General features: G+C 61.9%; 25 protein-coding genes. 12 read left to right on the top strand and 13 right to left on the bottom strand.

Features of this window, described 5'->3' with window-relative positions:
* Nucleotides 1-35 precede the first annotated feature (35 nt).
* The 6 genes from oppB (at nucleotide 36) to ACR3EK_RS18195 (ending at nucleotide 7,660) form a co-directional block, all read left to right on the top strand.
* Nucleotides 36-959, top strand: coding sequence for an oligopeptide ABC transporter permease OppB (gene oppB / locus ACR3EK_RS18220; RefSeq protein ID WP_170367374.1), 924 nt, complete (start codon nucleotides 36-38; stop codon nucleotides 957-959).
* Nucleotides 960-971: 12 nt separating this feature from the next.
* Nucleotides 972-1,901, top strand: coding sequence for an ABC transporter permease subunit (locus ACR3EK_RS18215; RefSeq protein ID WP_480634168.1), 930 nt, complete (start codon nucleotides 972-974; stop codon nucleotides 1,899-1,901).
* Nucleotide 1,902: 1 nt separating this feature from the next.
* The gene (locus tag ACR3EK_RS18210) at nucleotides 1,903-3,708 is read left to right on the top strand and encodes an ABC transporter ATP-binding protein (RefSeq protein ID WP_480634167.1); all 1,806 of its coding nucleotides are present in this window, start codon (nucleotides 1,903-1,905) and stop codon (nucleotides 3,706-3,708) included.
* 217 nt (nucleotides 3,709-3,925) lie between these two features.
* The gene (gene galU / locus ACR3EK_RS18205; RefSeq protein WP_093963131.1) at nucleotides 3,926-4,819 is read left to right on the top strand and encodes a UTP--glucose-1-phosphate uridylyltransferase GalU; all 894 of its coding nucleotides are present in this window, start codon (nucleotides 3,926-3,928) and stop codon (nucleotides 4,817-4,819) included.
* Nucleotides 4,820-4,891: 72 nt separating this feature from the next.
* On the top strand, nucleotides 4,892-6,328 hold the full coding sequence (locus ACR3EK_RS18200) for a mannose-1-phosphate guanylyltransferase/mannose-6-phosphate isomerase (RefSeq protein ID WP_480634166.1): 1,437 nt from the start codon (nucleotides 4,892-4,894) through the stop codon (nucleotides 6,326-6,328).
* Between the two features lie 255 nt (nucleotides 6,329-6,583).
* Complete coding sequence (locus ACR3EK_RS18195; RefSeq protein WP_480634165.1) at nucleotides 6,584-7,660, top strand: DUF2793 domain-containing protein; 1,077 nt, start codon at nucleotides 6,584-6,586, stop codon at nucleotides 7,658-7,660.
* 33 nt (nucleotides 7,661-7,693) lie between these two features.
* Here ACR3EK_RS18195 and fcl read toward each other — a convergent pair whose 3' ends face one another.
* Together fcl and gmd are read right to left on the bottom strand one after the other, a co-directional pair.
* Nucleotides 7,694-8,671, bottom strand: a complete 978-nt coding sequence (gene fcl, locus ACR3EK_RS18190; protein WP_480634164.1) for a GDP-L-fucose synthase — start codon at nucleotides 8,669-8,671, stop codon at nucleotides 7,694-7,696.
* A gap of 10 nt (nucleotides 8,672-8,681) precedes the next feature.
* Nucleotides 8,682-9,806, bottom strand: coding sequence for a GDP-mannose 4,6-dehydratase (gene gmd / locus ACR3EK_RS18185; RefSeq protein WP_170341303.1), 1,125 nt, complete (start codon nucleotides 9,804-9,806; stop codon nucleotides 8,682-8,684).
* Between the two features lie 161 nt (nucleotides 9,807-9,967).
* Here gmd and ACR3EK_RS18180 point away from each other — a divergent pair, with 161 nt between their 5' ends.
* Nucleotides 9,968-11,272: a UDP-glucose dehydrogenase family protein gene (locus ACR3EK_RS18180; protein WP_170367380.1), complete on the top strand. Its 1,305-nt coding sequence runs from the start codon at nucleotides 9,968-9,970 to the stop codon at nucleotides 11,270-11,272.
* Nucleotides 11,273-11,309: 37 nt separating this feature from the next.
* Here the strand turns inward: ACR3EK_RS18180 and ACR3EK_RS18175 are convergent, their stop codons facing one another.
* The gene (locus ACR3EK_RS18175; protein ID WP_480634163.1) at nucleotides 11,310-12,188 is read right to left on the bottom strand and encodes a phytanoyl-CoA dioxygenase family protein; all 879 of its coding nucleotides are present in this window, start codon (nucleotides 12,186-12,188) and stop codon (nucleotides 11,310-11,312) included.
* Nucleotides 12,189-12,294: 106 nt separating this feature from the next.
* Here ACR3EK_RS18175 and ACR3EK_RS18170 point away from each other — a divergent pair, with 106 nt between their 5' ends.
* The gene (locus ACR3EK_RS18170) at nucleotides 12,295-13,185 is read left to right on the top strand and encodes a LysR family transcriptional regulator (protein WP_480634162.1); all 891 of its coding nucleotides are present in this window, start codon (nucleotides 12,295-12,297) and stop codon (nucleotides 13,183-13,185) included.
* Here ACR3EK_RS18170 and ACR3EK_RS18165 read toward each other — a convergent pair.
* The 4 genes from ACR3EK_RS18165 to ACR3EK_RS18150 form a co-directional block, all read right to left on the bottom strand.
* Nucleotides 13,158-14,237, bottom strand: coding sequence for a helix-turn-helix domain-containing protein (locus ACR3EK_RS18165; protein WP_480634161.1), 1,080 nt, complete (start codon nucleotides 14,235-14,237; stop codon nucleotides 13,158-13,160). The genes ACR3EK_RS18170 and ACR3EK_RS18165 overlap by 28 nt on opposite strands.
* Nucleotides 14,238-14,293: 56 nt before the next feature.
* Nucleotides 14,294-15,025 carry a hypothetical protein gene (locus ACR3EK_RS18160; RefSeq protein WP_480634160.1) on the bottom strand — a complete coding sequence of 244 codons (732 nt, stop codon included), beginning with the start codon at nucleotides 15,023-15,025 and terminating at the stop codon, nucleotides 14,294-14,296.
* Nucleotides 15,022-15,591, bottom strand: coding sequence for an RNA polymerase sigma factor (locus tag ACR3EK_RS18155; RefSeq protein ID WP_480634159.1), 570 nt, complete (start codon nucleotides 15,589-15,591; stop codon nucleotides 15,022-15,024). The genes ACR3EK_RS18160 and ACR3EK_RS18155 overlap by 4 nt, the downstream gene beginning before the upstream one ends.
* Nucleotides 15,592-15,657: 66 nt before the next feature.
* On the bottom strand, nucleotides 15,658-16,347 hold the full coding sequence (locus tag ACR3EK_RS18150) for a GntR family transcriptional regulator (protein ID WP_170359319.1): 690 nt from the start codon (nucleotides 16,345-16,347) through the stop codon (nucleotides 15,658-15,660).
* A gap of 132 nt (nucleotides 16,348-16,479) precedes the next feature.
* Here ACR3EK_RS18150 and ACR3EK_RS18145 point away from each other — a divergent pair, with 132 nt between their 5' ends.
* Nucleotides 16,480-17,496: an Ldh family oxidoreductase gene (locus ACR3EK_RS18145; RefSeq protein ID WP_480634158.1), complete on the top strand. Its 1,017-nt coding sequence runs from the start codon at nucleotides 16,480-16,482 to the stop codon at nucleotides 17,494-17,496.
* Here ACR3EK_RS18145 and ACR3EK_RS18140 read toward each other — a convergent pair.
* The 6 genes from ACR3EK_RS18140 to ACR3EK_RS18115 all read right to left on the bottom strand — a co-directional run bounded on the left by ACR3EK_RS18140 (nucleotide 17,493) and on the right by ACR3EK_RS18115 (nucleotide 23,666).
* Entirely contained in the window at nucleotides 17,493-18,518 is a 1,026-nt protein-coding gene (locus ACR3EK_RS18140) for a trans-3-hydroxy-L-proline dehydratase (protein ID WP_480634157.1), read from the bottom strand. The genes ACR3EK_RS18145 and ACR3EK_RS18140 overlap by 4 nt on opposite strands.
* 7 nt (nucleotides 18,519-18,525) lie before the next feature.
* Nucleotides 18,526-19,764, bottom strand: coding sequence for an NAD(P)/FAD-dependent oxidoreductase (locus ACR3EK_RS18135; protein ID WP_480634156.1), 1,239 nt, complete (start codon nucleotides 19,762-19,764; stop codon nucleotides 18,526-18,528).
* A complete protein-coding gene (locus tag ACR3EK_RS18130) occupies nucleotides 19,761-20,696 on the bottom strand; it encodes a 4-hydroxyproline epimerase (protein WP_480634155.1) in 936 nt (311 codons plus the stop codon). The genes ACR3EK_RS18135 and ACR3EK_RS18130 overlap by 4 nt, the downstream gene beginning before the upstream one ends.
* Nucleotides 20,687-21,646, bottom strand: coding sequence for a dihydrodipicolinate synthase family protein (locus ACR3EK_RS18125; RefSeq protein ID WP_480634154.1), 960 nt, complete (start codon nucleotides 21,644-21,646; stop codon nucleotides 20,687-20,689). Before ACR3EK_RS18125 ends, ACR3EK_RS18130 begins: the two co-directional genes overlap by 10 nt.
* A gap of 170 nt (nucleotides 21,647-21,816) precedes the next feature.
* Nucleotides 21,817-22,875, bottom strand: a complete 1,059-nt coding sequence (locus ACR3EK_RS18120) for an ABC transporter ATP-binding protein (RefSeq protein ID WP_170372752.1) — start codon at nucleotides 22,873-22,875, stop codon at nucleotides 21,817-21,819.
* Nucleotides 22,872-23,666, bottom strand: coding sequence for an IclR family transcriptional regulator (locus ACR3EK_RS18115; RefSeq protein ID WP_170367390.1), 795 nt, complete (start codon nucleotides 23,664-23,666; stop codon nucleotides 22,872-22,874). The genes ACR3EK_RS18120 and ACR3EK_RS18115 overlap by 4 nt, the downstream gene beginning before the upstream one ends.
* A 142-nt stretch (nucleotides 23,667-23,808) precedes the next feature.
* Here ACR3EK_RS18115 and ACR3EK_RS18110 point away from each other — a divergent pair, with 142 nt between their 5' ends.
* The 3 genes from ACR3EK_RS18110 (at nucleotide 23,809) to ACR3EK_RS18100 (ending at nucleotide 26,933) form a co-directional block, all read left to right on the top strand.
* Nucleotides 23,809-25,068, top strand: coding sequence for an ABC transporter substrate-binding protein (locus tag ACR3EK_RS18110; protein ID WP_093963148.1), 1,260 nt, complete (start codon nucleotides 23,809-23,811; stop codon nucleotides 25,066-25,068).
* A gap of 91 nt (nucleotides 25,069-25,159) precedes the next feature.
* Entirely contained in the window at nucleotides 25,160-26,083 is a 924-nt protein-coding gene (locus ACR3EK_RS18105; RefSeq protein WP_480634153.1) for a carbohydrate ABC transporter permease, read from the top strand.
* A gap of 1 nt (nucleotide 26,084) precedes the next feature.
* A complete protein-coding gene (locus ACR3EK_RS18100) occupies nucleotides 26,085-26,933 on the top strand; it encodes a carbohydrate ABC transporter permease (RefSeq protein WP_093963150.1) in 849 nt (282 codons plus the stop codon).
* Nucleotides 26,934-26,942: the final 9 nt, after the last annotated feature.

Genomic DNA, 26,942 nt, shown 5'->3' with positions numbered 1-26,942 from the left:
TGCTCTGGGGCAGGGCCAATAATTGGGGGCATGAAATGCTTGCCTATGTCATCCGGCGACTGCTGATCGCCGTTCCGACGATCCTGTTGCTGATCGTCGCCAGTTTTTTTCTGATGCACTTCGCGCCCGGCGGGCCCTTCACCTCGGAGCGACCGTTGCCGCCGCAGGTTCTGGCCAATATCGAGGCGCGCTACGGGCTGGACCAGCCGCTGTGGAAACAGCTGTGGGATTACCTGTACAACATCGTGGTGCATTTCGATTTCGGCCCGTCCTTCAAGTTCAAGGACCGCGACGTGAACGACATCATCGCGCAGGGCTTTCCGATTTCGCTGACCTACGGGATGCTGTCCTTCATCGTGGCCACGCTGGTGGGCGTCGGGCTGGGCATCGCCGCCGCGATCCGCCACAACAGCTGGATCGATTATTTCGCCGTGGGTCTGGGCATCGCCGCGCAAGCGCTGCCGAACTTCATCATGGGCCCGATCCTGATCCTGACCTTCACCCTGTGGCTGGGCTGGCTGCCGGGCGGCGGCTGGAACGGGGGCCAATGGCAATATTTGATCATGCCCGTCATTGCGCTTGCGACGTCGTACATGGGCTCGATCGCGCGGATCACGCGGTCGTCGATGCTCGAGGTTCTGAATTCGAACTTCATCCGCACCGCGCGGGCCAAGGGCCTGCCCACCAGGACCGTAATCTGGCGCCATGCGCTGAAACCCACGCTGCTGCCGGTGGTGTCCTATCTGGGGCCGGTCTTCGTCTATGTGCTGACCGGTTCGGTCTTCGTTGACATCTATTTTTCGACCGGTGGGCTGGGGCAGGCCTATGTGGGTTCGGCCCTGTCGCGCGACTATGCCGTGCTGCTGGGGGTCACGATCCTTTATGGCGTGCTGACCGTTCTGGTGAACCTGCTGACCGACCTGGCCTATGCCTGGTTCGATCCGAAAATCCGTTACTGAGGGGGCAGGCAAATGCTTGGAAAATCTCAGAAAGCCGCCCATCTGGCCGAAGACATCACCGATTACACGGTCATTCAGGGACGTTCGCTTTGGCAGGACGCGCGGATGCGTTTTGTCCGCAACAAGGCCGCCATGGCCAGCGTGTTCATCCTGGGCCTGATCGTTCTGTTCACGATCATCGGGCCCTACTTTGCCGACTGGAGCAACGAGGAAATCGACTGGAACGTCATGGGCGACGTGGCCGGCATGGGAATGCCGTCCATCGAGACAGGGCACTATTTCGGCGTCGACGATCTGGGGCGCGACCTGTACAGCCGGGTCATCCAGGCCACCACAACCTCGTTGCTGGTGGGTCTGATCGGGGCGGCCACCGCGCTGATCGTGGGCACGTGCTATGGCATCGCCGCCGGATATATCGGCGGGCGCGTCGATGGCGTGATGATGCGCTTCGTCGACATCCTGCTGGCCATTCCGGCCACGCTGGTCATCATCCTGCTGCTGGTCGTGGCGGGGCGGTCGTTCTTCATGCTGTTCATCGCGCTGGGTGCGGTGGGCTGGCTGACAATGGCGCGGATCGTGCGCGGCCAGACCCTGACCCTGAAGAACCGCGAGTTCATCGAGGCCGCCCGTGCCGCCGGTGTCAGCGAGTTCACCATCATGTACCGCCACATCCTGCCCAACCTGCTGGGCGTGGTGATCGTCTATGCCTCGCTGCTGGTGCCCGAGATGATCCTGACGGAAAGTTTCATCTCGTTCCTGGGGCTGGGGATTTCCGAACCCTATACCTCGTTGGGTCGTCTGATCGCCGAGGGCGCCGGAACCATGGGTTACGGCACGTTGTGGCAACTGATGTACCCCCTGGCATTTTACGTCACCATCATCATCACGATGTTCTTCATCGGCGATGGCCTGCGTGACGCACTGGATCCGAAGGACCGCTGACATGAGCCTGCTTTCCGTAAAGAACCTGAGCGTTCAGTTCGACACGCCCGACGGGGTGGTCGAGGCCGTCAAGAACATCAGCTTTGACATCGCTCCGGGCGAATGCCTGGGCATCGTCGGCGAAAGCGGGTCGGGCAAAAGCCAGACCTTCATGGCCGCGATGGGGCTGCTGCCGCCGGCGGGCCGGGCCACCGGGTCGGTGCTGCTGAACGGGCAGGAAATTCTGAACCTGCCCGTGAACAAGCTGAACCAGATCCGCGGAGATGACGTGGGCATGATTTTTCAGGACCCGCTGACCGCCCTTACCCCGCATCTGCGGGTTGGCCAGCAAATGCGCGAAGTCTTGCAGGTGCACGAAGGCCTGCAGGGTTCGGCCGCGCGGCAACGGTGCCTGGAATGGCTGGACCGCGTGCGCATCCCCGAGGCTGCGCGCCGTCTGGACCAGTTCCCGCACGAGCTGTCGGGCGGGATGCGCCAGCGGGTGATGATCGCCATGTCGATGCTGTGCAATCCCAAGCTGCTGATCGCCGACGAACCGACCACCGCGCTGGACGTGACCGTTCAGGCCGACATTCTGGACCTGATGGTACGTCTGCAAAAGGACGAAGGCACGGCCATCGCCCTGATCACGCATGACATGGGCGTCGTGGCCCGCATGTGCGACCGGGTGCAGGTCATGCGATTGGGTGAGTTCGTCGAGGCCGGTGACACGCGCGAGATCTTTCACGCGCCCAAGCACGACTATACCCGCACCCTGATCGAGGCCATGCCCCGCATCGACGCGGGTGATGCGCCCAAGGCGGTGGAGACCGACGAGGCACCGCTGCTGAAGGTCGATGACGTCAAGGTGCATTTCCCGATCCACGTTCCGGGCGGCATCTTCGGCCGCAAGGTGCCGTTGAAGGCGGTGAACGGCGTCAGCTTTGACATTCGCAAGGGTGAAACCCTGGGCGTGGTCGGTGAATCGGGCTGCGGCAAGTCCACCCTCGCCCGCGCCGTGCTGCAGCTGATCGAGCCGAGCGCCGGCAATGTCAGCTGGCTGGGCCATCCGATCGTCGGGCTGAAACGGGCCGAGCTGAACAAGTACCGCAAGGATCTGCAGATCGTGTTCCAGGACCCGCTGGCCAGCCTGGACCCGCGGATGACGATCTCCGCCTCGATCGCAGAACCGCTGAAGACCTATCGCCCGGACCTGACCGAGCGCGAGCGCAAGCAGATGGTCGCCGAGATGATGGAACGGGTCGGCCTGAACGCCAACATGATCAACCGCTACCCGCACGAGTTGTCGGGCGGGCAGAACCAACGCGTGGGCATCGCCCGGGCGATGATCAACAAACCCAAGCTGATCATCTGCGACGAGGCGGTCTCGGCGCTGGACGTGTCGATCCAGGCGCAGATCGTGCAGCTGCTGAAGGAACTGCAGCAGGAGTTCGGTCTGTCGATGATCTTCATCAGCCACGACCTGTCGGTGGTGCGCGCGGTGTCGAACCGGATCATGGTTCTGTATCTGGGTCGCATCGTCGAGCTGGGCGATGGCGAGGTGATCTGCGCGAACCCGGTTCACCCGTACACGCAGTCGCTGATCTCGGCGGTACCGATCCCGGACCCGGATGTCGAGCGCAGCCGCCAAAGGCTGAAACTGCCGGGCGAGTTGCCCTCGCCCATGGACCCCAAGGCGGCGCTGCGGTTCCTGCCCAGCCGTCTGGCGGCGGGTCAGACCGACTATGTTCCCGCGCTCAGCGAGATTGCGCCTGGTCACTTCGTGGCCGAGCATGATCCGCTGGAAGCGATCATGGCGAGTGCTTGATCCTGTCCCCGAAGCCGGACAACCGGCTTCGGGGTTCTTGCCGTTAGGGCAGAGTTATTGGAACAGGGTGTTTTGACTTTGCCATGACCAAATGGCACCCTTCGGTCGTTTTCGGCCTGTTTTTTCGGGCATCATTGATTGATCCGGTTTCGCAGCCTAAGAGGAAGCCCCGGATGCACCACGTCCGGCGGCTAAGTTTTTGAATTTGAGAGGTCACATGTCACGCAAGGTCACCAAGGCGATTTTCCCTGTCGCAGGATTGGGCACCCGGTTTCTTCCGGCAACGAAATCCGTTCCGAAGGAAATCATGACGCTGGTTGACCGGCCTCTCGTTCAATATGCCATCGACGAAGCCCGCGCTGCGGGTATTACCGAGTTCATCTTCGTCACATCACGCGGGAAATCGGCGCTCGAAGACTATTTCGACCACAATCTCGTGCTGGAGCAGGAGCTGAAGGCCAAAGGCAAGGATGATTTGTTGGAGGTTCTCGAGAACACCAACATGGAAAGCGGTGCTATCGCCTATATCCGCCAACACAAGGCTCTGGGGCTGGGACACGCCGTCTGGTGCGCTCGCCGTCTGATCGGCGATGAACCCTTCGCGGTCATGCTGCCGGACGACGTTATTGCGGCCGACAAACCCTGCCTGCAGCAGATGGTCGAGGCCTATGAGGAAACCGGCGGCAACATGGTCGCCGCGATGGAGGTCGCACCCGAAAAAACCAGCTCGTACGGGATTCTGGACGCCGCCGACAGTTCCGGCAAGGTGATCCGCGCCCGCGGCATGGTTGAAAAGCCCAAGGCCGACGAGGCACCGTCGAACATGGCGGTCATCGGTCGATACATTTTGGGGCCGTCGGTGCTGTACAACCTCAATCAAATGAAGAAAGGCAGCGGCGGAGAGATCCAGCTGACCGATGCCATCGCCGAAGACATCGGCAACGGTGTCCCGGTTTTCGGATACCGCTTTGATGGTCAACGCTTCGACTGCGGATCCAAGGCAGGCTTCCTGCAGGCCACCGTGGCCTTTGCCCTGGCCCGGAATGACCTGCGCGACGACCTGAGCGCCTATCTGAATGATATTGTTGCCACAGGTCGGGCCGCCCAATAAGCGGCGGTCCTTCACCCACCCTGTGATGACTGCGATAAAACGTCAGAAAACCAGCCGAAAAGCCCATTCGTCATGACCACCATCTATCCTGTCATTCTGTGCGGCGGCTCCGGAACCCGGCTTTGGCCGCTGTCCCGAAAAAGCTATCCCAAACAGTTCGTGCCTCTGGTCGGAAACAGCAGCCTGTTGCAGGACTGTGCGGACCGGATGCGAGGGCCCAAGGACGCACCGTACGCCAAGCCCCTGATACTCACCAATGAATCGTTCCGCTTCATCGTCACCGAGCAGCTTACCGCCATTGGTGTCGACCCCGGTCCTATCCTTATTGAGCCTGAGGGCCGCAACACGGCTCCGGCGGTCTTGGCGGCCGCGCTTTACCTGTCGAAGGTAGACCCGGATGCTTTGATGCTGGTGGCGCCGTCCGATCACGTCGTGCCCGACAAATCCGCGTTCCACGCGGCGGTTTCGCAAGGTGTGACCGCCATCGAGAGGGACCGCCATCTGGTGACGTTCGGGATCACTCCGGACCGGCCGGAAACCGGATATGGATATCTGAAGCTCAGCGCTGCGCCCGACGCGACAGGTGCTGCGGTCGCATTGGACCATTTCGTTGAAAAGCCCGATCTGGATCGGGCCAAGGCCATGATCTCCGATGGCAGTTACCTGTGGAATTCCGGCATTTTCCTGTTTGCGGTGCGCGACATCATCGCTGCATTCCAGGATCATGCACCCAAATTGTTGCCGCCGGTACAGACTGCAGTCGAGGACGCGAAGGCCGATCTTGGCTTTCTGCGACTGGACGCATTGGCCTGGGGGAAAGTCGAAGACATATCGATCGACTACGCGGTCATGGAACGGGCCAAAAACCTGAGCGTTGTTCCCTATGCCGCCGGCTGGTCGGATGTCGGCAGCTGGTCGGCCGTCCAGGAGCTGAGCAGCCCCGACGAAAACGGCGTTGCGACCACCGGTGAGGTGACGACGATCGACTGTAACAACGTGTTGATCCGGTCCGAGTCAGCCTCCCAAGAAGTCGTGGCCATGGGGCTCGAGAACATGATCGCTGTGGCCATGCCGGATGCCGTTCTGGTGGCCAGCATGGACAAGGCACAGGATGTCAAACAGGCCGTGGCCGCCCTGAAGGCCAAAGGGGCACCGCAAGCCGAAGCTCTGCCGGTCGACCATCGCCCCTGGGGCTGGTTCGAGAGCCTGGTCGTGGGCGAACGATTCCAGGTCAAACGGATTCACGTAAACCCCGGCGCGGCCCTGAGCCTGCAGTCCCACCACCACAGGTCCGAGCATTGGATCGTCGTAGAAGGTACCGCCAAGGTCACGATCGATGACGAGGTTCGTCTGGTCAGCGAAAACCAGTCTGTCTACATCCCCCTTGGCGCGGTTCACCGCATGGAAAACCCCGGCAAGGTGCCTATGGTCCTGATCGAGGTTCAGACCGGCGCCTACCTCGGAGAGGACGATATTATCCGGTACGAGGATGTCTACGCCCGCAACTGATCCTGGCTGAACACCGCGGCTCCGGTCGCCAACGGTTCACGCTTTGGGCGTACAGGTCAGAATCAGCTGACCGACCTCCATACTAAAAATATCCACAGCCGCCCCAAAAGGGCGGCTTTGTTTCGTATTTGGAAATCCACAAGTAACCAAATCCTTTTTGTGTCGTTCGCACGTGAAAGCGGGGATTCATCCCATCCGCGGCAGGGTGGCGCGCAGCGAATTCCGTGAATCGATGGCCCAAGGAGGATCCCGCCCGTGTCCCAAATCACCCCCCGTTTGAATCTGCCGTTTCTGCAACCCTCACAGGCGCAAAAACACGTCACCCACAACGAAGCGCTGCGGCAGCTGGACCTGATCGTGCAGCTGAGTGTTGTGGCTCTGGATGAAACCATTCCACCTGCGGCACCAGGTCAAGGTGCCATCTACGGCTTGGGGGCCAGCCCGACAGGCGCCTGGGCGGGGAAGCCTGGGCAACTCGCGGCTTGGCTGGACAATGCTTGGGTCTTTGTCACGCCGGCAAACGGATGGCGCGTTTGGGACCAAGCCGGCGCCGCGCTCAAGGTCTGGGACAACGGCGGATGGGTCGATCCTCCGGTCAATACTGCGAACCTTGCCGGGGTCGGGGTCGCAACCGGATACGATCCGACCAACCGCCTGTCGGTACGAGGCCCAGCCACATTGCTGAGCCACGACGGGAGCGGCCACCAGTTGAAGATCAACAAGGCGAGCGCGACTGACACGGCCTCCCTCCTGTTTCAGTCCAACTGGACCGGCCACGCTGAGATGGGCCTTGCGGGCAGCACCGATTTTTCCATCAAGGTTTCACCGGACGGCGGCTCTTGGACCGAGGTGGTGCGCGTGGATGCCACATCGGGAACGATCAGTGGCGCGGCCGTTCAAGCCAACCCTGAAGATGTAACACCCGGACGGCTGATGCGAGCCGACTACGGATACGGCCCCGGCAACCTCGTGGGTCAGGTGACGCAGTCTGACGGGACCCCGACCGGCGCGGTGATCGAACGCGGCGCAAATGCAAACGGCGAATTCGTTCGTTTCGCGGACGGAACCCAGATCTGCACCCTCGCGGGGAGTGCGGTGGCCTGTACTGCCGGCATGGGGCCACTGTTTGCAAGCGCCCAGAATACTTGGACTTTCCCCGCGCCTTTTGCTGTGGGCAGCACTCCGACCCTAAGCGGCAGCGGTAATGCTCTGGGACGGTTCATCAGCTTCGATTTGCCGACCGAAACGCAGGTAGCGTGGCAAATTCTGTCGGCGGTGTCAGATCCGGCAGCGACAAGCCCGACAGTCGCGGCCATCGGTCGCTGGTTCTGATCACCGAACGCACCCGGTCTTTGGGCCGGGTGCCTATTTGGCCCGCAGGTCGTCGGCCGATTGATCAAGGAACCAAGCATAGGTCTCGCGGATACCATCTTCGAGACCTATGCGTGCCTTCCAGCCCATCTTGGCCAACCGGGAAACGTCCATCAGCTTGCGCATCGTACCATCTGGCTTGGTGGTGTCCTGCGTGATCTGGCCGGAATACCCGGTAATTCTGGCGATCAGTGCGGCCAGTTCGGCAATCGAAACGTCCTGCCCGCAGCCCACGTTTATGTGGCTCAGCATGGGGTGCGTATTGGCCTGATACACGTCCTGCGGCAAATCCATTACGAACAGCGATGCCTCGGCCATGTCATCGACATGCAGGAATTCACGCCGCGGCTTGCCAGTTCCCCAAATCAGCACCTCGTCCAGCCCGTCGCGTTTGGCTTCGTGGAAGCGGCGGATCAGTGCTGGCAGAACATGGCTGTTCTCAGGGTGAAAATTGTCCCCCGGCCCATACAGGTTGGTCGGCATGACCGACCGGTAGTCGACCCCGTGCTGACGGTTGTAGCTTTCGCACAGCTTGATCCCGGCGATCTTGGCGACCGCATAGGGTTCGTTCGTCGGCTCCAAAACACCTGTCAGCAACGCGTCTTCGCGCATCGGCTGCGCAGCCTCACGCGGGTAGATGCAGGAACTGCCCAGCTGCAGAAGACGCCGTACGCCAGCCGCAAAAGCCTGATGGATCACGTTGCACTCGATCATCAGGTTTTCGTAAATGAAATCTGCAGGATATGTGTTGTTGGCGTGGATCCCGCCCACCTTGGCAGCGGCCAGGATCACTACGTCTGGGCGCTCGGCCTGCATGAAGGCGCGGACGGCCGTCTGATCGGTTAGATCCAATTCGGAATGGGTTCGGGTCACCAGTTCAAGCGCCTCGCCATCGGCCTGGCGCGCCTTGAGCTGGCGCAGGATTGCTCCACCCACCATGCCACGATGTCCGGCGATGTAGATCCTGCGCATTTCTGCCTCCTCAGCCGTTTTCCAGGCTGACCGGCAATTCGAACCCATGCTCTTTCAACAAGGCGTGACGCTTGGCGGTTTTGAGGTCTTCCAGCACCATCTCTGCGCACATTTCCTGCACGGTCAGCTCCGGCTCCCAACCCAGCTTGGCCTTGGCGTTCGACGGGTCACCCAGCAGCGTCTCCACCTCGGCTGGGCGGAAATACTGCGGGTCGATCCGCATGATCACGTCGCCGGGTTTCAGCGCTGGGGCGTTGTCGCCGTCGATCGCCGTCACCGTTGCGACCTCGTCCACACCGCTGCCCGAAAACTCCAAGGTGAGCCCAAGCTCGGCCGCCGACCATTCGATGAATTGGCGTACGGAATACTGCTTGCCGGTGGCAATAACGAAATCCTCGGGCTTGTCCTGCTGCAGCATCATCCACTGCATCCGCACGTAATCCTTGGCATGGCCCCAATCGCGCAGGCTGTCGATATTTCCCATGTAAAGACACTTCTCCAGGCCCTGGGCGATGTTGGCCAGACCACGCGTGATCTTACGGGTGACAAAGGTTTCGCCGCGGCGCGGGCTTTCGTGATTGAACAGGATTCCGTTGCAGGCATACATCCCGTACGCCTCACGGTAATTGACCGTGATCCAATACGAATACAGCTTGGCCACCGCGTAGGGCGAGCGGGGATAGAACGGGGTCGTTTCGCGCTGCGGAGTTTCCTGGACCAGCCCATAAAGTTCCGAAGTTGACGCCTGATAGAACCGGGTCTTGTTCTCAAGTCCCAGGAACCGGATCGCCTCAAGCAGACGCAGGGTGCCGATGGCATCGACATCCGCGGTGTATTCCGGAGACTCGAAACTGACGGCCACGTGAGATTGGGCACCCAGATTGTAGACTTCGTCGGGCTGAACCTCTTGGATGATGCGGGTCAGGTTCGAGGTATCGCTCAAATCGCCGTAGTGCAGCCGCAGCTTCGGATCAGGCTCGTGGGGGTCCTGATAAATGTGGTCAATCCGCTGGGTGTTGAACGAGGATGCCCGACGCTTGATCCCGTGAACCTCATAGCCCTTTGCCAACAGAAATTCGGCCAGGTAAGACCCGTCCTGTCCGGTAATTCCGGTGATCAGCGCTTTTTTGGTCATCAGTTTGTTCCACCAGTTTCATGGACGCCCATTTGTCGCCCCAAAAACAGCAAGATGTCATGGAATGCAACCCGAGGCCACTGTCAGGCATTGAAACCGGCGGAAGTTTCTCCGAATGTGTGGCCGCCCGAGGTGGCATTGGTAACAAGGGAATTTGAATAATGCGTATTGCGATGATCGGCACCGGATATGTAGGTCTGGTGTCGGGTGTGTGCTTCTCGGATTTCGGCCATGACGTCATTTGCGTCGACAAGGCCGAAGCTAAGATCCAGATGCTGCAGGACGGAAAGGTTCCGATCTACGAACCGGGACTGGATGTTCTGATGGCCAAGAACGTGGCCGCCGGCCGGCTGAGCTTTACCACCGATCTGGCGAATGCGGTGAAGGGCGCGGATGCCGTCTTTATCGCTGTAGGGACTCCAACCCGCCGCGGCGACGGCCATGCGGATCTGACCTATGTGATGGCAGCGGCCGAGGAAATCGCCCATGCGATGGATGGCTACACCGTGGTGGTGACCAAATCCACGGTTCCGGTCGGGACCAACCGCAAGGTTCAGGAAGTTGTCGCAGCAGCCAACCCCAAGGCTGATTTTGATGTCGCTTCGAACCCGGAATTCCTGCGCGAAGGCGCTGCGATCGACGATTTCATGCGTCCGGACCGCGTCGTTGTGGGGGTCGAAAACGACCGCGCCGCCGAGGTGATGGCCGAAATCTACCGCCCACTTTACCTGCGCGATTTTCCGATCCTGACGACGGATCTGGAAAGCGCCGAAATGATCAAATATGCGGCAAATGCCTTTCTCGCCACCAAGATCACATTCATCAACGAAATCGCTGGCCTGTGCGAGCGGGTCGGTGGCGACGTCAAGGAAGTGGCGCGCGGCATCGGCTTGGATGGGCGAATCGGAAACAAGTTCCTGCATGCCGGCCCCGGCTACGGCGGATCATGCTTTCCCAAGGACACCGCGGCGCTTGCGCGGATCGGACAGGAACATGCCTTTCCAATGCAGATCACCGAAACCGTCATGCGCGTGAATGACGAGGTCAAAAAACGCATGATCGAAAAGATCCGCGAAGCCTGCGACGACAGTTTCAACGGCAAGACCGTGGCGGTTCTTGGGGTGACGTTCAAACCCAACACCGATGACATGCGCGATGCTCCATCACTGACCATCGTGCCCGCCCTGATCGGTGGCGGCGCCAAAGTTCGCGTGGTCGACCCTCAGGGCCGATCCGAGGGTGAGGCTCTGCTGCCGGGTGTAGAGTGGGTCGAAGACCCGTATGCCGCAGCCAAGGACGCGGACGCAGTGGTTCTGTTGACCGAATGGAACGAGTTCCGCGCGCTGAACCTGACGCAGATGGCCGCTGAGATGAAATCTCCACGCATGGTCGACCTGCGAAACATCTATTCACGCGACAAGGTCAAGAAATCTGGTTTCGAAACCTATGTCGGGGTTGGGCGCTAGGCGTCCAATCCCCTGGCCTTTGAGTTTCGAACCCGGCTCAATCATAGAGTGGAACGGTGGCCTTGGCCCCAGCTGCCAGCGCCTTGCCCAGATCGCGGCGCACCTGTTCGTACAGGGCAAGCGACTCGTCGGAAAACAGGGTGGCGGGCGGATCGACATGGATGAAGTTTCCCTGCCGATCCTCTCCGCGCGCGACCATCGCGTAGTCGCGGTCCGCCACCAACTGCTTCGCATTCGGGCTGATATAGCGGATGGCCATCCCGATACGCCGATCGTCCGACCGGTTCGGACCCGAGCCATGAATGGTCAGCCCGTGGTGAAGTGACATCTGCCCGGGCGCCAGTTCGATATTGGTTTTGTCTTCCTCGGCCACTTCGACCGCAATCTCCTGCCCGCGCGACAGCAGGTTGGTCTCGGAATAGGTATCATTGTGCGGAAGTATTGGGTTCTTGTGACTTCCCCGGACAAAATCCATGCAGCCGCTTTCCTCGGTTGCCGGCGACAGGGCCAGCCAGGCCGTAACCTGATCCGGGGTCTCGCCCATCCCCCAATAGGTCAGGTCCTGATGCATGCCAACTGTCTGGACGGTGCGCGGCTCTTTGATGAAAAACTCGGCCGACCAGATCATGATGTCCGGACCCAAGACGCCTTCGACGGCATCCAGTATACGCGGATCCATGGCCAGTCGCGCCGCCAGAGGCATGACGAGGTGTGAGTTCACGCGCTTGTAGGTATTCAGCGGCAGAGGCAGATCGGCGGCCATCCAGTCGCGTTCAATCTGCTCGAGTTCCGAGCGCACCTGCGCGGCCTCGTCAGCAGACAGAATATCCAGCGGAAACAGGAAGCCGTCTTCCCAGTATTGCGCTGCTTGCGATGGGGTCAGTTTGTGCCGGGCCAGGTCTTGGATGTCGGGCATGGGTGCACCTTTTCGGATCGGTTCACGCACAGCCTAGCCGAACCGGTCTTGCGACGAGAACGCAAAGCCTTGCCTGTCAGGACAAGTTCAGCTTAGCCTGATTGCCATGTCGACCCGCATCCCCTCTCTCAACTGGCTGCGCGTTTTCGAGGCCGCGGCCCGCACCGAAAGCTTTGCCCGTGCTGCCGCCCAGCTAAACATGTCGGCCGCCGCTGTCAGCCAACAGGTCAAGGCGCTGGAAACTCGTCTGGGCACGCCGCTGTTTCATCGCCATGCCCATGCCGTCACTTTGACCGAGGCCGGGCGGGCGTACCTGCCGGTCGTGCAGCAATCGCTGGTGATGCTGGACTCAGCCACTACCGGCCTGTTCGGCCAGACCCGGGACCAACGGCTGTATGTCCAATCCGTGTTGTTGTTCGCGCAAGGGGTGCTTGCGGTGGGCCTGACCCAGTTCCAAAAATCCCATCCTCAGATCAACCTGTCCCTGACGACAGGGAACCGGATGGCCGACTTCGCCAATCGTTTTACCGACCTGCAGATCGTGTTCGGCAACCCGACGCTGTTCGGCGCCGAAGGTGACATGCTGTTGACCGAGACCCTTTTTCCCGTGGCACCACCGGACATTGCCGACCAGATCAGCACTCCGCTGGATCTGGCCCGGTTTCCGTTGATCGAGGTTTCGACCCACAGGGCCAGTTGGCCGCACGTGTTCGAAGCCCTGCGGCTGCCGACCGGGCAGGCTCAGTATTTCTTCGCGGACAACTCAGTGATGGCGGCCGAGCTATCCGCGCAAGGGGTCGGGATCGCCCTGGCCCGCGCGCCCGCGTCTGACCGGATCATGCGGATGTCTGGCCTGGTGCCATGTCTGCCCGAGGTGGCCGTGCCGGGCCGGGATGCCTACCACCTGATCTACCCTTCACGGGCCACATTGCGGCCACCCGCGCGCGCGTTCCGTGAATGGTTGTTGGACTACAGCGCGGCAGCCCAAACCCGATAACGGCCCTGCCCGGTCACTTCGCGGATCAACCCACGTTCGGTGAACTTGTCGAGATTGCGCTGCACGGCTGCACGCGATGCCTGCGTCAACTCCTCGGCCAATGGCGCAGATACCATGGGCCATGCGGTCAGCACATCGATCAGGACCGGCGGCGTCCGCCCGCTGAGACCCTTGGTGGCCTCGCGTGCCCGGGCCTCCCACGCGCTGACGCGATCCAAATGCAGCAGCGCGGCCAAGGCCGCCTGCCCTGCCCCACGAACCCAAGCGTTGAGTTTTTCCTCTGGTGTGCCGATGCCGCGCAGCGCCCCGGGGCCCGACAGTGCCAGCGGCATGAACAGTGCCCCGCCCCGACCCATCGTGGCCGCATGCCGCGCAGCGATCACCGCTGCTTCGGTATCCTGTCCCATTCCTTGCGACAGCGCGCGCCACGCGTGAAAGGCAATGGCCGACTGCGTAACAGGGTGCAGAGCTTGTGCGCTATCCATCACTTCGGCCAAATCTGCGACCGCCTCTGGGACTTCGTCTATCCCCTGAGCCATCCGGTCCAGAAAGGCGGCCAGTCCCGATTGCCAGCCGCCGTCCGACGGCCCTGCGCCCGAAGTCAGTCGCCGAACCGCCCAACCCGCCCGAAACAATGCTTGCACATCGTCCCCGGTGGCTCCGATACGCAATCCGGTCCACAGGGCAAGCCGATCAACACTGATCCGGTCACCGGTCCACCACCCCAGATCGGATACGTCCATCAGGGCCAGCCGGTGGGTCCATCCCTTTGGACCACTGCGCAACCGCTCGTCCAAGGACCCGAAGGTCAAGGTCAGATCCGCCAAGCCCTGCGCCACTTCTGCCTGAGCTACGCGCCAGTCCCGCGGATCAAACAAAGCGCCCCGATCGGCACGCGGACCCGGCGGCAACATGTCCTCGGGCGCCGCTGCATCTTCGGGCGGCAGAAACCAAAGGTCTTCGTCGTCCGGCGGATCGACGTCATAGATGCTGCGCGGCCCGTCCAGGACATCGTCCTCGTTCGGGTCCGGGTTCGTGGCCTTGGTCGTCATGCCATGCATTGTTCGGCCAATCGCACCGGTTCACAAGAGGTTTCGCGCAAGGCGGCTCAGCCGGCGAATGTCTGGGCCAGGTAATCCAGCTGCACGGTCAAATCGTTGTCCGGCCGGTTCCCCAACAGCATGTATCCGTATCCGTCGCGCGCCCACCGGGCCGTTGCAAGCCCGCTCAGGACTTCCTGCTTCAACTCTGAATTCGGCGCGCCATCGCCCTGGCGGATCACGCACAGCGCAAAGGGATTGCCATCAGCGTCGGCAAAAACGATCTGAACCAATGGTTTGCCCTTGAAAGACAATACCTGCGCGGCCTTCAGTTCCAGCCCCGGCAAACCTTCAAGCGAATCCCGGTTCAGCGGGCGGCCCAGTTTCTCTTCGGCCAATGAGATCTGGGCGTCGACGAGCGCCGGCGGGTATTCCAGCGTTGCAATCGAATCCGCCGTGTAAAGCGACTGGTATAAGGCCGTCTGTTCTGCCCATCCCATCGGCTGTGGGCGGGTCAGCCAAATGGTCAGAGATACGGCCAACACGGCCGCGGCAGCCGCGACGCCAAACAGGCGCCAGAGCCCCGCCAAAGCCGGAACCCTAGGCGGCAGTTCAACTTGTGGCGCGGCGGCGGGAATGTCTCGGAACACCTCGCGAACCACCGGCGCGATCGGATCCAGATCCATCAGGCGCTGCTCCAGTTCCGGATCATTCTCAACAGCGTCCTCGATGGCATCGCTCTCCTCAGACCCCAATGAGCCTTGCAGGTAGGACTTAAGCGTATCGTCGGAAAAGGTCATGAGTCCCTCCGTCGGTCGGACGCACCGTAATCCTGCGGCATCGCAGCTTGCAGTTTCTTGCGGGCATTGGAAAGCCGGCTCATGATCGTACCAATCGGAACCTCCAGCAACGCGGCGGCCTCGCGATAGCTGTAGCCCTCGACAAAGACCAGCATGACCGTTTCGCGTTGCGCCTCGGGCAGTTGCATCACCTGTGTAAACACTTCCCGCGCAAAAATATTCATTTCGGCGTCGGTACCCGGCGCGATCAATTCGGCGTCCGGCGTTGCGGCCAACCCCTGAGACTTGCGCACGGTCCGCGCCCGCAGCTCGTTCAACCAGATTGACCGGCAGATCGTCATCAGCCACGAATCCAACCGATCAGTATGCGTAACCTGATGGCTGCGCTCCAACGCGCGCAGGCAAGTGGCCTGGGTCAAGTCGTCGGCAACATCCTGCGCCCCCGACAGAGCCAGCGCAAACCGCCAGACGCGTCTGGAATACGCCCCAATCGCCTGACGCACGGCCTGTTCCGAACTGTTGAGGTCATCACTGGGCACTTGGTCGATCCATGTTTCGGCACGCATCCCGCGACGCCAGAACTGGCACAGACCGAGAAGAATTGAAAACGCTTTCTTTCCGGTCGCTTGGCGTCAGCGTCCGACCGCCTCCTCGGACGCTCGCTTGGCGGCCACCAGCGCCAGCAGTTGATCCTTGGTTCGTCCGATATGCGCGGACAGAAGCGCACAGGCCTGCTCGACCTGCCCATCCCGGGCAAGCCGCAGCAATTCGCGATGCTCTTTGCGGGCCGGTTCGCGTTGTTGCATTACACTGAGATGCATTCGGATGTACCGGTCCGACTGCAGGCTCACACGGTGCAGCAGCTCGTTGGTCAGGCTTCGGTTCGCGGCCGCATAGAGGGCCGAATGGTACTGATAGTTCAACGCGCCCCACCGGCTGACGTCGTTGGCGTCGTACGACGCCTCCATCTGCTCCAGCAGTTGTTCGCAGCGCGCAAAGTCAGATTGGGTCATCTGCGGAATTGCCCGGCGGAACAGGTCGGTCTCCAACAGCGACCGCAGGTCGAAGATCTCGCCGATCTCGGACAGAGAATGGCGCGTGACCCGCGCCCCGCGATTGTTCGTCAGCTGAACCAGTCCTTCGGCATCAAGCTGTTTCAGCGCCTCGCGCACCGGCATGCGCGACACATCATAGTCTTCGGCCAATGCCTCTTGACGGATGGTCTCGCCTTCCGCCAGATCACCGCTGAGAATGCGTTCACGCAAGTCGGACGCGATTGCATCGGGAAGGCTTTGACGGGTGATTGCGCGTTTTGCTGCCAAGGGTCTGTCCGCATTTGCATTTTGGATTCAAATATCCGCCCCGAGCCGCTTTTCCAACCGTCTATCGGGTTGAACAGGGCTAGGGTTCCCCGCTACCCCTTTGGCAACCGAGATCAAACCCAGGAACGGAACATGAGCGAAACGGTACGGCTGACGCCAAAAGAAATGACCGATCTGAGCCTAAAGGTTCTGTCCCATGTGGGTTATGGCCCTGACCACGCGAAGGCGATCGCGGAACTGCTGACCATCTGCCAGATGGACGATTGCCAGTCGCACGGGCTGTTTCGCCTGTTCATGTGCGCCCAGACCATGCAGGCCGGCAAGATCGACGGCCATGCGCAGCCCCGGGTCACCCCCTCGGACAATGCCATCGTCCGTGTCGACGCGCAGGGCGGCATGTCGTTGCTGGCGTTCCAGAAAGGCCTGCCGCATCTGGTCGAGAAGACCCGCACCCACGGGATCGCGGCCATGGCGATCAACCGCTGTTTTCATTTCTCGGCGCTGTGGCCCGAGGTCGAGGCCCTGTCGGCCGAGGGGCTTGCGGCCATGGCGATGGTGCCCAGCCATTCCTGGGTGGCCCCTGCGGGTGGCACGCGCGGCAGCCTGGGCACCAACCCGCTGGCCTTCAGTTGGCCCCGCATGGGCCAGGACCCGTTCACCTTCGATTTCGCCACCAGCGCCTTCGCCCGCGGCGAGATCGAGCTGTACAAGCGTGCGGGCAAACCTCTGCCCGAAGGCGTGGCGATCGACAGGGACGGCAACCCCACAACCGATCCGCAGGCGGCGCTGGACGGCGCGATGCTGACCTTCGGCGGCTACAAAGGCTCGGCCCTGTCGATCATGATCGAGCTTCTGGCCGGCCCGCTGATCGACGACCTGACCAGCCTCGAGAGCATGGAGTTCGCCAAAGGAACAGGCGGCGCGCCATACCACGGCGACATCATCATCGCCTTCGACCCCGACCAGTTCAGCGGCGGGCGGCGGCAGGCCAACGACGCGCGGGCCGAGCGCCTGTTCGCCGATATCCTCGATCAGGGCGCGCGGCTGCCGTCGCAGCGCCGCTTTGCCGCCCGCGCGCGCAATACCACCCGGGGATATGCCGAAGTATCCGCGCAACTGCACCGCGACCTGCTGGCCCTTCTGGACTAGGCACCCCAGGTGTCGCGCAGGCGGTAGCCTTGCGGCCAGGGGTCGTCGGGGTCCAGCATGTGCTGGTGGATGCCGGTGATCCATCCGCGGCCCGAGATCTCGGGCAGGATGGCCGGGCGGTCTCCGACCTGGGCCGTACCCAGTATCCGGCCGGAAAACCGCGAGCCGATGATCGACACCGCCTCAAAGCTCTGGCCCGGCCACAACTGCCCCCGCGCGGCCATCAGCGCCATGCGGGCCGAAACGGCGGTACCGGTGGGCGAGCGGTCGACCTTGCCGGGCTGGATCGCCACCGCGGATCGGCCGGTCAGGCCGGTTTCTGTTTCGGCCAGCGGTCCGCAGAACGCGCAGAACGAGATGTGGTTCCAATCCGGGTTTTCGGGATGCGCAAAGCCCAGCTGCGCATTGGCAGCGTCGGTGATCGCCACCCCCAGACGGGCGATGTCGGCGGCCTCGTCCTCGGTGATGCGCAGCCCCAGCGCCGCGGCGTCGACCACGACGAAACTGTCCCCGCCATAGGCGGTGTCCACCGTCAGGGTCCCCAGCCCTGCGACTTCGAGCGGCGCGGCGAGGCGGTCGGCAAAGCTGGGCAGGTTCTGGACGTAGATCCGTACTGCCTTGCCGTTGCGGCATTCGGCCCGCACCCGCACCAGCCCGCCCGGCGCCTCGAGCGTCAGGTGGGTTTCCGGTTCGGTCATCGGCAGGATGCCCCCGTCCAGCAGCACTGTCGCCACGCATATCGCGTTCGAGCCGGACATGGGCGGCGTGTCCTCGGGCTCCATTATGATGAAGGCGGCGTCGGCATCAGGATGTTTGGGCGGCACCAGCAGGTTGACATGGCGGAACACCCCGCCGCGCGGCTCGTTCAGCACGAAGTTGCGCAGGGTCTGGTCGCGGGCGATGAAGCTGCGTTGCGCCCAGATCGTGTCGCCGGGCGGCGGGGCGACACCGCCGACGATCACATCCCCCACTTCACCCTCGGCATGGGCCGAGATCACGTGGATGATCTTGCTGCTGCGCATGATGTCATCAGAACCGGGTGGCGGCGAAGGGATCGACCGGGATGGCCGGATCGGTGCCGTCGATCAGCGCCCCCACCAGCTCCGCGGTCCCGGCCGACTGGGTCAGGCCCAGATGGCCGTGCCCGAAAGCATAGACGAGGTTCGGCGATTTTGAAGACCGCCCGATCACCGGAATGCTGTCGGGCAGCGAGGGGCGGAACCCCATCCACTGCGTCCCGCCTTCGGTCTTCAACCCCGGCAGGAACTGGCGCGCCTTGTTCAGCAAGGTATCGGCGCGTTTGAAATTGGGCGGCAGGTCAAGCCCGCCCAGTTCGACCGCGCCGCCGATGCGCACACCGCCGTTGATCTTGCTGGCCACGAAGGCATGACGCGAGAACGCCAGGTGCAGCCGCAGGTCGAACGCGCCCGGCGGCAGGGTCGTGTTGTAGCCCCGCTCGGTCTCGAGCGGGATCCGGTCGCCCACCGTTCGGGTGAGGTGGTGCGACCACGCCCCGGCGGCCACCACGACCTTGCTGGCATCCGCCGCCCCCTGATCGAAGCGCACCCAGACGCCCGTGTCCGACAGCTCCAGCGCGCGTGCGGGGCGCGTTTCGATCACCCCGCCACGGTCGCGGAACACCTGTGCCAGATGCTCGACCCAGCGCTTGGGATCGACGGTATTCCACCAGTGCGGCGTGAACCCGGCATGAGTAAAACGCGGGCTGAGCCCGGGTTGAATCTCGGCGATCGCTTCGGGGCTTTCCAGCAGATCGAAGGCGATGCCATGCTGGCGACGCAACTCCCACGTGGGTAAGGCGGCGCGGAACTCGGCCGCGCTTTCGTACAACTGCAACTGCCCGTCGCGCTGCATCATCGCCTCGCCACCCGTGTCGGCGATCTGCCGTTCGGTCGCGGCCTGGCACAGGCGCATCAGGTTGGCCTGCGCGGCGACCAGCGCCTGGTATCGGCTGGGGCGGCTGGCTCGCCAGAACCGCCACATCCACGGCGCGATCTGCAGGGCATAAGCGGGCGGGATCGACAGCGGCCCCAACGGATCGAGCAGCCATTTGGGGGCCTTCTTCATGATCCCCGGCGTGGCCAGCGGTTCGACTTCGGGGAAGGCGAACGCTCCGGCATTGCCCGCTGAACTGCCCGCGGCCACGCCTTCGCGGTCCAACACCTGCACGGCGTAACCCCGACGCTGCAATTCCAGCGCCGCGCTGATACCAACGACGCCGGCACCTATGACGATGACATCTTTCTTCATGTGATCTCTATACCCGAACGGAATGGATCGGCGGGATCAAAAATCAAGCGGCTTTCGGCCATCACGAAAGCCTGACCGGTGATCGAGGGGATCACCCCGCCGTTCGGACCCGGCTGATAGGACAGCCGATAGGGGCTGCCGATGACGCTAGCCTGCACGATTTCTTCACCCGGCGCCAAGCGCCCGTCGGCCGCCAGACAGGCCAACCGCGCCGAACTGCCTGTGCCGCAGGGCGAGCGGTCATAGGCGTCGTCGGGGCACAGAACGAAGTTTCGGCTGTGGACGCCGGAGGCCGGCGCGGTCTCCTGAAAAATCACATGATCGATCGGCTCGCCCGCTTCGCCGCCCACGCCCTGCGCGACCGAGACCTGCCGAATGGCGACGCCCAGATCGGTCAGTTGCCGGATGTTCGCGGGCTCGACCCGCACCGGGCTGGGATCGACGATAAAGAACCAATTGCCGCCATAGGCCACATCACCTGTAACCGGCCCGAAATCCGGAACCTCGATCGTCACGGCCTGATGCACCCGCCGGCTTTCGATGTTGGTTACTGTCACTGTGTTGGGATCGTGCAGCTCCACCGTGACCACTCCCGCTGGGGTTTCGATCCGGTGGATGCCAACACCGATCCGCCCAAGATGGGCCAGCGTCACGGTCAACCCAATCGTGCCATGCCCGCACATGCCAAGCACCGCATCCACGTCGAAGAAGATCACCCCGGTCACGCAGGACGGATCGACCGAAGGCACCAGCAGCGCCCCCACCATCGCTGGCTGACCGCGCGGCTCCAGCATGACCGAGCGCCAGAACGGGCGGTGCTGGGTCGCCAAAAGCCCTGCGCGTTCGGACAGAGGACCGCTGCCCAGATCGGGCGCGCCGTCCAGAATCACGCGCGTCGGTTCTCCGCCGGTATGGCTGTCGATCACATGCACGCGGCAATCACCCCGCCTTGCCTTGACCAGTCTGCAAACCAGGCGCGAAACAAGCTGTACTGCTGTTCGCAATAGTGGCGCTGCGCATCGGTCAGCGCGTCAGTTTCGTTGAAGTGCAAGCGGTATTCATCCTCGCCGTTCAGAACCAGAAGGTGCTTGTAGTACAGAACCAGATCGGGGCCTTCATCGAAACTGGACAGCACGTGGATGGCCTCTGTCAACTCCTGTGCGCGCTGGCGGGCCTCGGCATTGCCAGTAGCCGCTTTTTTCGACAAAGCGGTCAGCAGCAGAACCTCTGTGGGCAGTACGTTGCCGATGCCAGTGATCGCGCCGGTTGCGCCGCAATTGACGATGCCATGGTAGACCGCCGTATCGACCCCCACCATCAGCGTCACCTGGTCATCACGGCTGGTAATGTTCTCAGCCGCATAGCGCAGATCGTCCTTGCCACCGAATTCCTTGAAGCCCACCAGATTGGAGTGCTCGGCTCGCAGCGCAAAGAAGAGGTCGGCGCGGGTGGCGAACCCGTAATACGGACTGTTGTAAATGACCGCCGGGATATCCGGTGCCGCCGACAGGATGGCCTTGAAATGGTTGCGCTGCGCCGTGACCGAACTGCCGCGCGACAGGACCCGCGGGATAACCATCAGCCCCGCTGCACCTACCTTTTGCGCATGCGCTGCATGCGCCACGGCGGATTGCGTGTTGACCGCCCCGGTGCCCACCACCACGGGCAGGTCCGCGCCGATCAACCGCTCGACCCCTTCCATCCGCTGTGCGTCGGTCAGTAGCGGCCAGTCGCCCATCGACCCGCAATAGACCACCGCAGACATGCCCGCCTCGATCATCTGCCGCCCCTTGCGCACCAGGGCGTCATAGTCGGGTTGGCGGTCGGCGGTGCATGGGGTCATGAGCGCGGGCATGGTGCCGGTAAAGACGTCGGGTGACATGTGGCCGATCCTTTCCAAGTTGCCCGCGTCCATCGCCGGGCGTTCAAATCTATTGTCTCAACCCCGCAGTATCGGATTTTGTATCCAAAATCCATAGGATTCGTCTGGCAAAAGGAAAACGCGCGAGGCAGAGGGCCCGGCGCGTTTACATTTTCCAATTGAACAACGGTTCAGCGCAACCGCATCCCGCTTTCCGGGTCAAACAGCATGGCGCGTTCGGGCCGAACCGAGATTCCGATCCGTTCTCCCGTTTTGCTGCGTTGGTCGTCCCGCTCTTCGACGATCAGCTTGTCGCCGTTGGGCGTCAGCAAATAGCTGTAGGATACGCCGCCAAGCGCCTCGGTCAGATCGACGGTACAGGTGTCGCCGGACCGATCCACGGCAATATGTTCCGGGCGGATTCCCAGGACCACCTTCTTGGCATCGGTCGGCACGCCATTGGTGACGGGGATCGAGTCCGTCAGAGCCGGGTGGCGCACCGTTCCTTCGACGACATCGCACTCCAGAAAGTTCATTGCGGGCGAGCCGATGAACCCCGCCACGAACCGGTTGTCGGGGTCCCGATACAGATCCATCGGAGCGCCCACCTGCTCGATCCGGCCATCGCGCAGCACCACGATCTTGTCGGCCATGGTCATAGCTTCGACCTGGTCGTGGGTGACGTAGATCATCGTCGCGCCGATCTCCTGGTGCAGACGGGCGATCTCGACTCGCATTTCCACGCGCAGTTCGGCATCGAGGTTCGACAGCGGCTCGTCGAACAGAAAAACCTCGGGGCCGCGGACGATGGCCCGACCGATGGCGACCCGCTGACGCTGGCCACCCGACAAGGCCTTGGGCTTGCGCTTGAGATACTGCTCCAGTTTCAGGATTTCCGACGCTTCGGCGACCTTCTTGTCGATCTCGGCCTTGGGCACACCGTTCATGCGCAGACCAAAGCCCATGTTCTCGGCCACGGACATGTGCGGATACAGGGCGTAGGTCTGGAACACCATCGCGACACCGCGCTTGGCCGGGTCCATGTGGGTCACGTCACGCTGACCGATGCGGATTTCACCCTCGGTGGTTTCTTCCAGCCCGGCGATCATCCGCAACAGGGTGGATTTGCCACAGCCCGACGGCCCGACAAAAACGCAGAACTCGCCGTCCTCGATTTCCAGATCAATGCCGTGAATGACCTGAGTCTGGCCATAACGCTTGATTGCGCCCTTCAGGGTAACGCCTGTCATGATGCTTGCATCCTGTCCTTGCGGCCCTCGGGGAACCGCCATGCTTCGGCTTCGGACCCGATCTGGTCGGCCGAACGCCGCACCCGAGGGACCCATTTCTTCAATTGGTCAAAATCCATGCGCTGGGTCGATCCGGTGATCGAGATCGCCCCCAGTACCCGCCCGCCCGATGTCAGGATCGGACAGGCCACGCAGATGATGCCGGGCTCGTGCTCTTCATCATCCATGGCGAACCCCCGTTCGCGGATCCGGGCCAGATCCGCCCGCAGCACCGCCTCCGAGGTCAGCGTCTTGTCGGTAAAGCGGTGAAAGCTTTGCTGCGAAATCGCTTTGTCCAGCCGGTCGTCATCCAGAAAGGCGAGCATCGCCTTCCCCACACCGGTGCAATAGGCCGGACCAACCTTTCCGGCCTCGGAATACATCTCGACCGGGTTTTTGGCATTGCGCTTGTCCACATACAGAACCTGACTGGAATCAAGCTGCGCAAGGTGCACAGTCTCGCCGGTTTCCAGGCTCAGCCCATCCAGGATCGGCCGCGCGATCGGCGCGAGCGAGCTTTGCGTCCAGGCCGAATGCGCCAGCCGCACCAGCCGCAGCCCCGGCGAGTAGGTCTGCCGGTCTGGGTCGTAAGACAACATGCCCTGATTGGTCAGCGACTGCAGAAACCGGTACAGGGACGCCTTGGGAAAGCTGCTGCTTTCCAGCAATTCGGCAAACCGCACAGGCCGGCCGAACGCCGCGACCTGTTCCAGCACGTCACATGCCTTGCCGATGGTTCCGTCACCTGCCACGGGTCTGATTTCTCCTCCACTTCCCCTTGCGGACGGGCCGCGAGGGTATTGACAAGCCTAGCCGATTCGATGTGTAGTTTTCAATATATAAAACTTGGTTTCACTATTTGGAACCGTAAAATGGAAGCTAAGGGAGGAAACCATGCATTCCATGTTCAAGCGCACTGCGGCGGCTTTGGCGGCCAGTGTGGCACTTGCAGCGCCCGTTTCGGCAGAACTGACCGGCGAGCTGCGAATCTTCCTCGACACATCGAATCCGGCGCCGCGCGCGACGATGGAAGCGATGATCGAACGTTTCGCGGCACAGCACCCGGGTCTGGAGATCGAGACCACGGTCATCGACCGCGAGGCGTACAAGACCCAGATCCGCAACTTCCTGACGGCGGACACGCCCGACGTCGCGACCTGGTACGCGGCCAACCGCATGAAGCCTTATGTCGAGGCCGGACTGTTCGAAGATGTATCGGACCTGTGGGCCGAGCCGGAAATCGCCGAAAACCTGGCCTCGACCAAGGGCGCGATGACCATCGACGGCAAGCAGTGGGGCGTGCCCTACACCTACTATCAGTGGGGCGTCTACTACCGCAAAGACATCTTTGACGAGCTGGGCCTGTCCGAGCCGACCACCTGGGAAGAAGAGCTGGCCAACTGCCAGAAGATCGTCGACTCGGGTCGCGCCTGCTATACCATCGGTACCAAGTTCCTGTGGACGGCTGGCGGCTGGTTCGACTACCTGAACATGCGCACCAACGGCTTTGACTTCCACCAGCAACTGGCCAATGGCGAGGTCAGCTGGGAAGACGACCGGGTCAAGCAGACCTTCGCCAACTGGAAGCAGCTGATCGACATGGGCGCGTTCATCGACAACCACCAGACCTACAGCTGGCAAGAGGCCCTGCCCTTCATGGTTCAGGGTGACGCCGCGGCCTATCTGATGGGCAACTTCGCGGTGGCTCCGCTGCGCGAGGCCGGTCTGACCGACGACCAGCTGGACTTCTACCAGTTCGTCGCGATCAACCCCGATGTCGAGCTGGCCGAAGATGCGCCGACCGACACGTTCCACATCCCGGCGAACGCGTCGAACAAAGAAGCCGCGCGCGAGTTCCTGCGTTTTGTTGTTTCGGCTGACGAGCAGACCGAAATCAACAACGGCAAGAACCTCGGACAACTGCCCGTCAACGCCAAATCCTCGGTTGATGACGACAAGTTCCTGCAGGAAGGCTTCAAGATGCTGTCGACCAACAGCCCTGGCGGCGTCGCCCAGTTCTGGGACCGCGACGCGCCGGCGGAAATGGCCAAAGTGTCGATGGAAGGCTTCCAGGAATTCATGGTCAAGCCGGACAACCTTGACAGCATCCTGGCCAAGTTGGAACGCGCACGTCAGCGCATCTACGACAACTGATCGGGTTGTGGCCGGGGCAACACCGGCCACACCATAGCCAAACGCAGGACGGGCACGATCCCGTCCTGCCCATTCCAAACCGGGATTGACCATGACCGCTGTCGACGTCACCGAACACGAAAGCTGGTTCCACAGAAATCAGCAACGTATCGCACCCTGGCTGTTTCTGGCTCCGGGCGTGCTGTTCTTCATGGTCTACGTGATCATCCCCGTATTCCAGTCCTTCAACCTGTCGCTCTACGAATGGGACGGGCTGGGCGCGGCCGAATATGTCGGTATTCGCAACTATGAGGACCTGTATTGGGAATGGGTCGACCGTGACGCCTTCTATGTTTCGCTGAAGAACAACCTGATCTGGCTGATCATGTACCTGCTGGCAATCCCGGCAGGCCTATTCATCGCACTGTTCCTCAACCAGACGGTCTGGGGAATCCGGTTGTACAAATCCCTGTTCTTTTTTCCCTTCGTCATCAGCCAGGTCGTAGTCGGGCTGGTCTTCACCTGGTTCTACGACCCCACTTTCGGACTGCTGAACGAGCTTTTGGGCTTGGTCGGGTTGGGTCCGCTGAACGTCCTGGGTGATGAACGCTTCGTAACCTACGGCATCATTTTCGCGGGCCTCTGGCCGCAGACCGCCTATTGCATGATCCTGTATCTGACCGGCCTGAACGCCGTGGACCCCGAACAGATCGAGGCCGGCCGGCTGGACGGCGCCAAGGGCGGGCGGATGCTGTGGCATATCATCCTGCCGCAACTGCGCCCGGCGACCTTCATCGCCTTCGTGGTGACCATTATCGGCGCGCTGCGCTCGTTCGACCTGATCTCGATCATGACGCAGGGCGGGCCGTTCGGGTCAAGCCGCGTGCTGGCCTATTACATGTTCGAAGTCGCCTTGTCGGAGTACGGGTTCCGCATGGGCTATGGCGCGGCCATCGCCGTGATCCTGTTCCTGATCATGCTGTGCTTCATCGCCTACTTCCTGTGGTCAATGTACCGCGAAGAAAAGGGGCACTGAGATGTTTCCCAAACCGATCGAAAAACAACCCCGCGCGGCGCAGATTTCCTATCAGGCAATGCTGCCGGTCGCCCTTCTGCTGTGGCTCGGCCCTCTGCTGGCGGTGGCCCTGTTTTCCATCAAGCCCGAGGCGGATTTCACCAACGCCAACTACTGGGGCCTACCCTCCAGCTTTGAAGGCGCCAGGAACTATGGTCAGGTCTTCTTCAACTCGGACATGCCGCGCTATCTGCTGAACTCGTTCCTGATCACGGTTCCCACGGTGATCGGCGCGGTGGCGCTCAGCTGCATGACCGGGTTCGCGCTGGGGATCTACAAGTTCAAGTCGAACCTGTGGATTTTCTTCATGTTCGTGGCCGGCAACTTCGTACCCTTCCAGATCCTGATGGTGCCGGTGCGCGACCTGACGCTGGACTTGGGGCTCTACAATACGAAAACCGGGCTGGTACTGTTCCACATTGCGTTCCAGACGGGGTTCTGCACCCTGTTCATGCGCAACTTCATCCGCGCCCTGCCCTTTGAGTTGATCGAGGCCGCCCGGGTCGAGGGCATCAGCGAATGGCGCATCTTCTGGTACGTGGTCCTGCCGCTGATGAAACCCGCAATCGCCGCGCTCAGCGTTCTGATCTTCACCTTCATCTGGAATGACTATTTCTGGGCCGTCGTGCTGACCCAGGGGGCCGAGAGCCAACCCGTCACCGCCGGCATCACCAGCTTCAACGCGCAGTTCCGCGCAGCGTATCACTTGATGAGTGCCGGCTCGATCGTCGCGGCCCTGCCGCCGGTGGCCATGTTCTTTCTGATGCAGAAACACTTCATCGCGGGTTTGACCCTCGGTGCCGTAAAATAACGCCTAGTC

Source organism: Ruegeria sp. BC8 (assembly GCF_056535705.1).
Note: the sequence above shows the minus strand (reverse complement) of the source record. Positions and strands in the feature narration are given on the sequence as shown.

Coding starts and splice junctions, on each gene's coding strand:
- ACR3EK_RS18180 (WP_170367380.1), top strand. CDS start 9,968: ATGCGTATTGCGATGATCGGCACCGGATATGTAGGTCTGGTGTCGGGT.
- ACR3EK_RS18110 (WP_093963148.1), top strand. CDS start 23,809: ATGCATTCCATGTTCAAGCGCACTGCGGCGGCTTTGGCGGCCAGTGTG.
- fcl (WP_480634164.1), bottom strand. CDS start 8,671: ATGCGCAGGATCTACATCGCCGGACATCGTGGCATGGTGGGTGGAGCA.
- ACR3EK_RS18215 (WP_480634168.1), top strand. CDS start 972: ATGCTTGGAAAATCTCAGAAAGCCGCCCATCTGGCCGAAGACATCACC.
- ACR3EK_RS18135 (WP_480634156.1), bottom strand. CDS start 19,764: ATGAAGAAAGATGTCATCGTCATAGGTGCCGGCGTCGTTGGTATCAGC.
- ACR3EK_RS18170 (WP_480634162.1), top strand. CDS start 12,295: ATGTCGACCCGCATCCCCTCTCTCAACTGGCTGCGCGTTTTCGAGGCC.
- ACR3EK_RS18120 (WP_170372752.1), bottom strand. CDS start 22,875: ATGACAGGCGTTACCCTGAAGGGCGCAATCAAGCGTTATGGCCAGACT.
- ACR3EK_RS18155 (WP_480634159.1), bottom strand. CDS start 15,591: ATGCGTGCCGAAACATGGATCGACCAAGTGCCCAGTGATGACCTCAAC.
- oppB (WP_170367374.1), top strand. CDS start 36: ATGCTTGCCTATGTCATCCGGCGACTGCTGATCGCCGTTCCGACGATC.
- ACR3EK_RS18210 (WP_480634167.1), top strand. CDS start 1,903: ATGAGCCTGCTTTCCGTAAAGAACCTGAGCGTTCAGTTCGACACGCCC.
- ACR3EK_RS18100 (WP_093963150.1), top strand. CDS start 26,085: ATGTTTCCCAAACCGATCGAAAAACAACCCCGCGCGGCGCAGATTTCC.
- ACR3EK_RS18200 (WP_480634166.1), top strand. CDS start 4,892: ATGACCACCATCTATCCTGTCATTCTGTGCGGCGGCTCCGGAACCCGG.
- ACR3EK_RS18125 (WP_480634154.1), bottom strand. CDS start 21,646: ATGTCACCCGACGTCTTTACCGGCACCATGCCCGCGCTCATGACCCCA.
- ACR3EK_RS18145 (WP_480634158.1), top strand. CDS start 16,480: ATGAGCGAAACGGTACGGCTGACGCCAAAAGAAATGACCGATCTGAGC.
- galU (WP_093963131.1), top strand. CDS start 3,926: ATGTCACGCAAGGTCACCAAGGCGATTTTCCCTGTCGCAGGATTGGGC.
- gmd (WP_170341303.1), bottom strand. CDS start 9,806: ATGACCAAAAAAGCGCTGATCACCGGAATTACCGGACAGGACGGGTCT.
- ACR3EK_RS18160 (WP_480634160.1), bottom strand. CDS start 15,025: ATGACCTTTTCCGACGATACGCTTAAGTCCTACCTGCAAGGCTCATTG.
- ACR3EK_RS18175 (WP_480634163.1), bottom strand. CDS start 12,188: ATGCCCGACATCCAAGACCTGGCCCGGCACAAACTGACCCCATCGCAA.
- ACR3EK_RS18140 (WP_480634157.1), bottom strand. CDS start 18,518: ATGCGCAGCAGCAAGATCATCCACGTGATCTCGGCCCATGCCGAGGGT.
- ACR3EK_RS18165 (WP_480634161.1), bottom strand. CDS start 14,237: ATGACGACCAAGGCCACGAACCCGGACCCGAACGAGGACGATGTCCTG.
- ACR3EK_RS18105 (WP_480634153.1), top strand. CDS start 25,160: ATGACCGCTGTCGACGTCACCGAACACGAAAGCTGGTTCCACAGAAAT.